Raw genomic sequence first — 9,298 nt, forward strand, 5'->3', positions numbered from 1 at the left:
AGGTGACCTACCACCGCGGCGTGGAGAAGCTCCGCACCACCACGGAGGTGGACGGGGACGTCTCGACGACGATCCCGCCGAAGGGCGAGACCGTCACGGCCGCGTTCGAGGACGCCGAGGGCAATGTGGTCAAGCTGCGCGAGTACACCAAGGACGACCGCAGTGCCTGGCGTGACACCCTCTACGAGTACGACGCCCTCGACAACCTGAGGAAGGTCACGGCCCCGGGCGGTGCCGTGACCACGTTCGAGTACGACGGGCGCGGTCGCCAGACGGCGGTCGTCGACCCCGACGGCGGCCGTACGACGTACACGTACGACCTGTCCGACAACGTCACCTCGATCACCGACTCGCGCGGCAACACGACGGTGACCACGTACGACGCGGGCGGTCGCCCGACGTCGCTGCGGGAGGGCAGCGCCACCGGCCCGATGCGGCTCCAGTGGATCTACGACACCCTCGGAAAGGGACTGCCCACGGCGGCGATCCGCTACGAGAACGGCCGCGAGTACCGTGACGAGGTCACCGCGTACGACGAGGCCTACCGGGTGAAGCAGACGAAGACCGTCATCCCGGTCGAGGAGGCCGGCCTCGCCGGCACGTACGTCTACGACTACTCGTACACGCCGACCGGCAACCTCGCCTGGGCGCAGGTGCCGGGCATCGGCGGCCTGGTCAGCGAGCGCGTGGTCTTCCGGTACAACTCCGACGACCTGCCGATCGCCATCACGGGTGCCTCCACCTACCTCGGGGACGTGCAGTACTCGGCGTTCGGCGAGATCCTGCGCACCGAGGCCGGCCCGGCCGGCAAGAAGGTGTACGGGTCGTACTTCTACGACGAGTTCACCCGCCGCATGACGCAGTCGATCTTCGACCGCTCCGTGTCCCCGGGCCGGATCAGTGACACCACCTACGCGTACGACGACGCGGGCAACGTCACCAAGATCACGGACACCCCCGGTGGCGCGGCGCCCGACGCGGGGAAGACCGACACCCAGTGCTTCGTCTACGACAAGCTGCGGCAGATGACCTCGGCGTGGTCGGCGAAGACCGACGACTGCGCGGCCGGCCCGTCCAAGGACACCGTCGGCGGGCCCGACGCGTACTGGCAGTCGTTCCAGTTCGACGCGGCCGGGAACCGGACGCAGCTCGTCGAGCACGACCCGGCCGGTGACGTCACCAAGAACGTCACCCGGACGTACACCTACGGCAAGGCCGGCGTCGGCGGGCCCAACGCCCTGGCCGAGGTCAGGTCGGTCGGCCCGGACGGGGAGCGGCTCAACACCTTCGCGTACGACAAGGCCGGAAACACCACGACCCGTCAGCAGAACGGCACCACGCAGACGCTGAGCTGGGACGTGGAGGGCAACCTCCGCACGGTGTCCGAGCCGGTGGAGGGCGGTGGCACCAGGACCACCTCCTACCTGTACGACGCCAGCGGCTCGCGACTGATCCGCACCGGTGCGGACGGCAGCAGGACGCTGTACCTCGGTGACGCCGAACTGACCGTCAGCCCCGACCTGACCACCAAGAAGGCCGAGCGTTTCTACGCCCATCCCGACGGTGCGGTCACGGTGCGGGCCACGGGCGGCGTGCGGCAGGTCATGCTGTCCGACCACCACGGCTCCTCGAACACCGTCGTCGACATGGTGGACGCCGGCATGACGGTCACCCGGCGCAAGCTCATGCCGTTCGGTGAGGAGCGGGGCGCGGCCCCGTCCTCCTGGCCGGGACAGCGCGGCTTCGTCGGCGGCACGGTCGACAAGGACACCGGCCTGACCAGGCTCGGTGCCCGGGACTACGACCCGGCGACCGGCCGGTTCATCACCGTCGACCCGGTGGTGGACTACGGCAACCCGTCCACGATGAACCCGTACGCCTACAGCAACAACGCTCCGGCGACGTTCTCCGACCCGTCGGGCGAGTTCTTCCCGATCCTGATCGGCATCGCGGCCCGCATCGCCATCCAGGCGGCCATCCGCGCGGCGGCCCGCCGTGCGGCGATCATCGCGGCCCGCAAGGCGGCCCAGGCGGCGGCGCGTCGTGCCGCGGCCCTGGCCCGCAAGCGCGCCATCGAGGCGGCCAAGCGCGCGGCAGCCAAGGCCAGGCGGGAAGCGGCCAGGAAGGCGGCCGCCGCCAAGCGCGCGGCGGCCAAGCGGGCGGCTCAGCGTGCGGCGGCCAAGCGTGCCGCGGCACGCCGGGCGGCGGCACAGGCCCGGGCCCGGGCGCAGCGTGCCGCGGCGAAGCGGGCGGCGGCCAAGCGCGCGGCCGCGCGCAAGGCCGCGTCCCGTCCGAAGCCCAGGCCGAAGCCGCGCAGCCAGCCGAAGCCGAAGCCCAGGCCCTCCCAGGCCAAGAAGCCGGTCGCGAGGGCCGTCAAGAAGGTGGCCAAGGAACTCCGCGAGGAGGCCAAGGAGCAGGCGCAGGAGACCGTCGAGCAGGAGATGGAGAGCGCCACCTGTCCGGCCAGGCCGAACAGCTTCAAGGGCGGCACCCTCGTCCTGATGGCCGACGGCTCGCACAAGCCGATCGAGAAGGTCAGGGTCGGTGACAAGGTCGTCGCGACGGACCCGAAGACCGGCGAGACCAGCGTCCGGACGGTCACCGGCACCATCGTCGGCAAGGGCAGGAAGAAGCTCGCGAAGATCACCCTGTACGGCGGTGCCAAGGACGGCGCCACCCGCAGCGTGGTCGCCACCGACGCCCACCCGTTCTGGGTTCCCGAACTGCGGGAGTGGGTGAAGGCCGGGGACCTCGAGGTCGGCGCGTCCGTGCGGACCAGCTCCGGTGTCGAGATCCGCATCTCGGCCGTCGAGGAGTGGGAGGAGCGGACGACCGTCTACAACCTGACGGTCAGCGACGCCCACACCTACTACGTGCGGCTCGGGGACCAGGACGTCCTGGTCCACAACACGCACTGCCCCGTCCTGACCCTCGAGTACAAGGAGGGGTGGACCGCCGACCAGAAGAAGGAGGCCGACGCCAAGGTCGCCCTGCTGAACTCGGCCAACCTCGTGGTGACCCGGGTCGGCAAGCGCACCAACCAGCGGCGCACCTTCGAGAAGGGCGGCGGTAAGGTCGACTCCGACGAGGACGTCGACCACGCGGTCGACCTGCAGCTCGGTGGCAAGGACGTATTCTCGAACATGTGGCCGCTGGACCGGTCGGTCAACCGCAGCCTCGGCGCGCAGATCGCGGCACGGATCAAGAAGCTCGGCCTGAAGCCGGGTGACACCATCGGTAAGGTCGAGATCAAATAGGAGTGGTGATGTCGTTCGAGGTCCTCCTGCGCCGTTTTCCGGTGACGGGAACCGTGGAGACGGGTGAGGACGGGCGCGAGGTGCCCGCCACCCTGACCGACCTGTTCCGGAAGGCGGCGGGGAGGACCTTGGCCGACGGTTTCCTTCGGTTCCACACGCCCGCGTCGGCCTTCACGTCGTACGAGGCGTGTGCCCGGATGATCGAAGGAGTGGAGGGGCGCTACTTCCCCTTCGCCTTCGACTGGTCGGGACGTGAGCTCCTTTTCGACGTCCGCGACCCCGGAGCGCGCCCCCGCTACGTCATCATGATCGACCCGGCGGAGGGTGAGTACTACAAGACCGGTCTGGGACTGGACGAGTTCTTCGAGGCCGTGGCCGACGAGGACGAGGACGCGCTCGCCCACCCCTGCTTCGAGGACTGGCGGGACGCCCACCCGGGCACGGTGCCGCTCGCCTTCGACCAGGTGGTCGGCTACAAGGTGCCGCTCGCCCTCGGAGGCGAGGACGCCGTGGAGAACATGGAGCTCACCGATCGCCAGGTGTACTTCGAACTGTGCACCCAGATCGCGCTCCAGATCCGCGAACTGCCGGAGGGCACTCCGGTCGGCGGCATCGCCGTGACGCCGCCGGAGTCCGGTTCCTGACCGAGCGGTCGGATTCTGCCGAAACGTACGGGCCCGTCCCCTTTACCGGGGGTGGGCCCGTACGCGCGTGCGCGCGGGCAGCGCTCCCGGCCGCGGTCACCTGTGGGGCAGGGCACGCCCCGGACCCCTCCGCGACCGCACGAGCGTTCGTAAGATGAGGGGCCAAGCCCGCGTACGACAGGAGTGATCATGTTCGGTGGCGCGTTGAACGAGCTGTTCGCTCCGGGTCGGCGGCATACCGAGGAGGAGCGCCGGCGCCTGGAGCTCACGCTCGACGAGGTCGGCGACGCCGACCCCGACCGGGGTCCGATCGACCTCGACGGCGGCGTGGTCGTGATCCGCCTCCCCGCGGCGCGGCAGGACCCCGCCTGAGGACGCGTACGCCCCTGCCACCGGCGGAGGCGTGCCCGCGTCCCCCCTCTTCTGCGGTGGCCGGCCCCGGGGTGCCGGTTCGGGGACACCTGCGCCCGGGTGGGTCCCCGGTCAAGGACGGTTCCGGCCGTCGTCGCCGGCGCCATCGGTCGACGGGTCCGGTCGCCCGGCCCCTGCCTCAAGGCGCGGCCCCGTCCGAACCGTTGACACGGCGAGCGGCGCTGCCTACGGTCACGCCCACCCTTTCGAGCCCGTGACGACATACCGAACAGCGCGGTGAGGAGAGCGCCGGCGCCCCGAACGACCCGCGACCACGCCGACGAACGGCGTCCGACATCTCGAACGCCCGTGATGCCGGACCAGGGATCCCCACCGCCTTCTCCCGTGCGCCACCGTGCTCGTCCCCCGCCTCCCGGAGGTCACCGTGACCGACGCACCCCCCACCCACCCGCCGGCCCCCCGCCCCCGAGCCCGCCGGCGCGGCCGGTTCGCCGCCACCCTCGCGGTAGCCGCCGCGCTGGCCCTCGCCGCCCCCGCCGTCCTGCCGCAGCCCGCCCACGCCGCCACCGGACGACAGGTCGAACGGCTCGACCGGGGCCTGACCAGCACCCACACCGGCAGCGGAAACCTGGTGTCCTGGCGGTGGCTCGCCACCGACCCGGACGGCGTCGGCTTCCACGTCTACCGGGGCGCCACACGGCTCACCTCCGCACCGCTCACCACCTCGACCAACCACTTCGACGCCGGCGCCCCCGCCTCCGCCGCGTACACGGTCCGGCCGGTGGTGAACGGCGTCGAGCAGCCCGCCTCCGAGCCCGCCCTGCAGTTCCGCTCCGGTCACCTCGACGTGCCGCTGTCGCCCCCGGCCGGCGGCACGACCCCGGACGGAGTGGCCTACACCTACGAGGCCAACGACGCCGGTCCCGGCGACCTCGACGGCGACGGCCGCCCGGACCTCGTCCTGAAGTGGCAGCCGACCAACGCCAAGGACAACTCCCAGGCCGGACACACCGGAAACACGATCCTCGACGGCATACGGCTGGACGGCACCCGGCTGTGGCGGATCGACCTCGGCCGCAACATCCGCTCCGGTGCCCACTACACGCAGTTCCAGGTCTACGACTACGACGGCGACGGCCGGGCCGAGGTCGCCATGAAGACCGCCGACGGCACCCGCGACGGCACGGGCACGGTGATCGGCAACGCCTCCGCCGACCACCGCAACTCCGGCGGTTACGTCCTCACCGGCCCCGAGTACCTGACCATGTTCGACGGCCTGACCGGCCGGGCGCTCGGCACGGTGGACTACGTCCCCGCCCGGGGCACGGTCTCCTCCTGGGGCGACTCCTACGGCAACCGCGTCGACCGCTTCCTCGCCGGAACGGCCTACCTGGACGGCGCCCGGCCCTCCCTGATCATGGCGCGCGGCTACTACACCCGTACCGTCGTCGCGGCCTGGGACTGGCGGGACGGCCGGTTCACCCGCCGGTGGACCTTCGACACCAACTCCTCCACCAACGCGGGCAAGGGCTACGACGGCCAGGGCAACCACAGTCTCTCGGTCGCGGACGTCGACGGCGACGGCAGGGACGAGATCGTCTACGGCGCGATGACCGTCGACGACAACGGCGCCGGACTCTGGACCACCCGGCTCGGCCACGGCGACGCGGGCCACGTCGGCGACCTCGACCCGTCCCGGCCGGGCCTGGAGTACTTCAAGGTCTCCGAGGACCCGGGCAAACCCGGTTCCTGGCTGGCCGACGCCCGTACCGGGCAGCTCCTGTGGCAGACCGCCTCCGGCGCCGACAACGGCCGGGGCGTCGCGGCCGACATCCACGCCGCGAGCCCCGGCGCCGAGGCCTGGTCCGCCTCCGACACCACCCTGCGCTCGGCCACCGGCGCCTCCCTCGGCCGGGAGCCGTCCAGCGTCAACTTCCTGGCCTGGTGGGACGGCGACCCCGTCCGCGAGCTCCTCGACGGCACCCGCGTCGACAAGTACGGCACCACCGGTGACACCCGCCTGCTCACCGGCTCCGGCGTCTCCTCCAACAACGGTACGAAGGCCACCCCCGTCCTCTCCGGCGACCTCCTCGGAGACTGGCGCGAGGAGATCGTCTGGCGGACGTCGGACAACCGCGCCCTGCGGATCCACTCGACCCCGCACCCGACCGGCACCAGGATCACCACGCTGCTCCACGACACCACGTACCGCACCGCGCTCGCCTGGCAGAACACCGCGTACAACCAGCCACCGCACCCCGGGTTCTTCCTCGGCGCCGGCATGCCGGCCGCGCCGCGCCCCACCGTCCACACGCCCTGAGGAGCGGGCGGACCGGGTGCCCGGCCCGGGCAGGGGCAGGATCGCCCCCTCCCCGTAACGTACGGTGCGAGATCCGCGAGGGACCGCGCCGGCCGGCGGAGGCCTTCGCCTGGGAACCCGGGGGTACGAGGCAGGTGTGCCACGGCCGACTTCGTGTCGTTGTTGGGCCGAACGGGTGAGGAGCGGGAGGATGGCCCCATGAGTAGGTACGAGAGGTACGACGTCACCGACGAGCAGTGGGAGGGCCTGGCCCAGGTCGTGCCCCTGCGCGGCCGTGACGAATGGCCGTCCAGGGTCGATCACCGCACGATTCCCGAGCAGTACGAGTCCGCCGCGCAGCGCCGCATGGTCGTGCTGCGGGTGCAGGTGTTCGCCGACGCCCGTGAGGTCGCCGAGTACCTCATCGCCCAGGTCCCGGTCCTTCTCGACCTGACCAGCGCGGACACCGATGTCGCCAAGCGCATCCTCGACTTCACCAGCGGTGTCGTCTTCGGCCTGGGCAGCGGCATGCACCGGGTCGACCGGAACGTCTTCCTTCTCGCGCCTCCCGGAACCGAGGTCGAGGGCGCGGCCGAGGACGACGAGGCCGTCGGCAGTGCGGCGACGGCCGGTGTCCCCCGTTCGTAGGAAGGTCCACACGGTGTAACGGTTCGTCAGGTTCGCGACTGCGTACGGTCCGGGCATGGACCTCATCGGCGGCCCCACGCCCGCCCGTACGCCCGTCAGCCGCACCCCGGAAGCCCACCCTCCGGGGCGCGGGAACCCGCACTCCGAGACCGTGGTCCCCTGGGCTCGGGAGTCCCCTGCCCCGGGCACCCGGGACGCGGAGCCCCGCACGTCCCGCGCCGGGGCCCCCGGCCCGGGCGCCCCGGAACCCTGGACCCCGCAGGCCCGGACTCCGGAGCTCCGTACAGCAGAGGCCCGCACCCCCGACCCGCGGCGCACCCGTGCCGCCGCCCCGGGGGCTTTCGCGCCGGGGGTGACGCCCGGCGCCGCGTCCCTGGTCCCCGGGGCGCGGGGGCCGGCCGGGTCCGGTTCCCGCGCCGCCGCGGCCGGTCCTGCCGGCGGAGCCGTGTTCGCCCGGCCGGCGCTGACCGAGCTGCGGCTCTCCGCCTTCGCCGGGCGCCGTGCCGTCGCGCACACCCTCGGCCCGGTCACCCTCTTCACCGGCCCCAGCGGCAGCGGCAAGACCACCACCCTGCGCGCGTACGAGGCGCTCGCCCGGCTCGGCGCGGGCGATCCCCTCGAGGAGGTGTTCCCGGACGCGGCCGACCTGGTTCCGGAGCGGGCGCGGCCCGACGCCGAGGGAAGGCGCGGGTTCCGCATCGGATGCACGGTCGACGGACCGGCCGGCCCCGTCCGCCTCGACCTCGCCGTCCAGGCCGAACCCCGGCTCCGGATCGTCGGTGAGCGCCTCACCCGCCACGGCCGTACGCTGCTGGCCACCGCCCTGCGCGACCCCGGCCGCAGCGCCGTCCAGGCCGAGTGGCTGACCGCCGGTGCCACACCCGTCACCCGCGCCCCGCTCCCCGACGACCTGCTCGGTACGGCCCTGCTGCCGCTGCGGGTCGCCGGCAAGACGGAGGGCCAGCGCGAGGTGCTGGCCGCCGCCGAACAGGTCGTCCTGGGGCTGCGGTCGGTGTTCCCCTGCGAGCCGCGCCCCGAGGGCATGCGCACCCCGGTGCCGCCGGGCGACGGCCGGCTCCTCCGGCACTGCGGCAACCTGGCCGAGGTCCTCCACCGCACCCACAACGAATGCCCCCGGCGGCACCGGCGTCTCGCCGCCGTCGCGGCGGCGGGGTGCGCGGGGCCCGTCACCGGGGTGGGGGTGGAGGAGCTGCCCGGCGGCCTGGTGCGCGCGGTCCTCGAACGGGGCGGCGGGCGCCCGGTGACCCCGCTCGGTCGCCTCGGCGACGGTGAACTGCGCTATCTCGCGCTGGCTCTGACCCTGCTCACCGGGCCAGGTGTGCTCGCGATGGACCGGATCGCCGAGGTGCCCGACGCCATGCAGAGCCTGACCCTGCTCGCGGACGACCTGGACCGGGGGCTCGACGGGCGGCAGGCGCGTGAACTGGCCGGCCTCGCCGCCGCCATCGCCGGGGACGGGCACATCCGCGTCGCGGCGGCCGCCGGGACCGGTACGGCCGAGGAGGCGCGCGGTGTCGCCGGGGTGACGGTGGTAGACCTGACGCCGTGACGGACGACGACGTAGCGGGACTGCGGCGCAGGCTGGCCGAATTCGCGGCGGCCCGGGAGTGGCAGCCCTACCACACGCCCAAGAACCTGGCCGCCGCGCTCAGCGTGGAAGCGGCCGAACTGCTGGAGATCTTCCAGTGGCTGACCCCTGACCAGGCGGAACGGGTGATGGAGGATCCGGTGACGGCGCACCGGGTCGCCGACGAGGTGGCCGATGTCCTCGCCTACCTCCTGCAGTTCTGCGGGGTGCTCGGGATCGATCCCCTGGCCGCTCTCGCCGCCAAGATCGACCGGAACGAACTCCGGTTCCCGGTGCGGCGAGGCGCCGAAGGGGGTGGGGAAGGGGCCGTGCCGGATGATCGTCACTCTTCGGAGTGATCAGCTTTTCCCCATCGGGCTTACTGTCCACAGATTTCCGCATTCCTCTGGTGCGGAGGCTCGGACGGCCTCACTCTGGGTAGTGGACTGAGTGGGCAGTAAGTCGTACGAACGGGGGCGGTGTTGGTGGA

Annotated in this window: 7 protein-coding genes; all 7 read left to right on the top strand. The window is 72.5% G+C overall.

Annotated features, from left to right (window positions below; genetic code table 11):
• On the top strand, positions 1 to 3,257 hold a 3,257-nt coding region (locus RIF68_RS16355; protein WP_309051993.1), incomplete at its 5' end, for a polymorphic toxin-type HINT domain-containing protein.
• A gap of 8 nt (positions 3,258 to 3,265) precedes the next feature.
• On the top strand, positions 3,266 to 3,901 hold the full coding sequence (locus RIF68_RS16360; RefSeq protein WP_309051994.1) for a T6SS immunity protein Tdi1 domain-containing protein: 636 nt from the start codon (positions 3,266 to 3,268) through the stop codon (positions 3,899 to 3,901).
• A gap of 189 nt (positions 3,902 to 4,090) precedes the next feature.
• The gene (locus tag RIF68_RS16365; RefSeq protein ID WP_309051995.1) at positions 4,091 to 4,273 is read left to right on the top strand and encodes a DUF6191 domain-containing protein; all 183 of its coding nucleotides are present in this window, start codon (positions 4,091 to 4,093) and stop codon (positions 4,271 to 4,273) included.
• Between the two features lie 424 nt (positions 4,274 to 4,697).
• Positions 4,698 to 6,593: a rhamnogalacturonan lyase gene (locus RIF68_RS16370; RefSeq protein WP_375165076.1), complete on the top strand. Its 1,896-nt coding sequence runs from the start codon at positions 4,698 to 4,700 to the stop codon at positions 6,591 to 6,593.
• Positions 6,594 to 6,791: 198 nt separating this feature from the next.
• On the top strand, positions 6,792 to 7,220 hold the full coding sequence (locus RIF68_RS16375) for a cell division protein SepF (protein ID WP_309051996.1): 429 nt from the start codon (positions 6,792 to 6,794) through the stop codon (positions 7,218 to 7,220).
• Positions 7,221 to 7,275: 55 nt separating this feature from the next.
• On the top strand, positions 7,276 to 8,790 hold the full coding sequence (locus tag RIF68_RS16380) for an ATP-binding protein (RefSeq protein ID WP_309051997.1): 1,515 nt from the start codon (positions 7,276 to 7,278) through the stop codon (positions 8,788 to 8,790).
• A complete protein-coding gene (locus tag RIF68_RS16385; protein ID WP_309051998.1) occupies positions 8,787 to 9,167 on the top strand; it encodes a nucleotide pyrophosphohydrolase in 381 nt (126 codons plus the stop codon). The genes RIF68_RS16380 and RIF68_RS16385 overlap by 4 nt, the downstream gene beginning before the upstream one ends.
• Positions 9,168 to 9,298 lie beyond the last annotated feature (131 nt).

The organism is Streptomyces sp., assembly GCF_031178505.1.
GTDB lineage: Bacteria > Actinomycetota > Actinomycetes > Streptomycetales > Streptomycetaceae > Streptomyces > Streptomyces gulbargensis.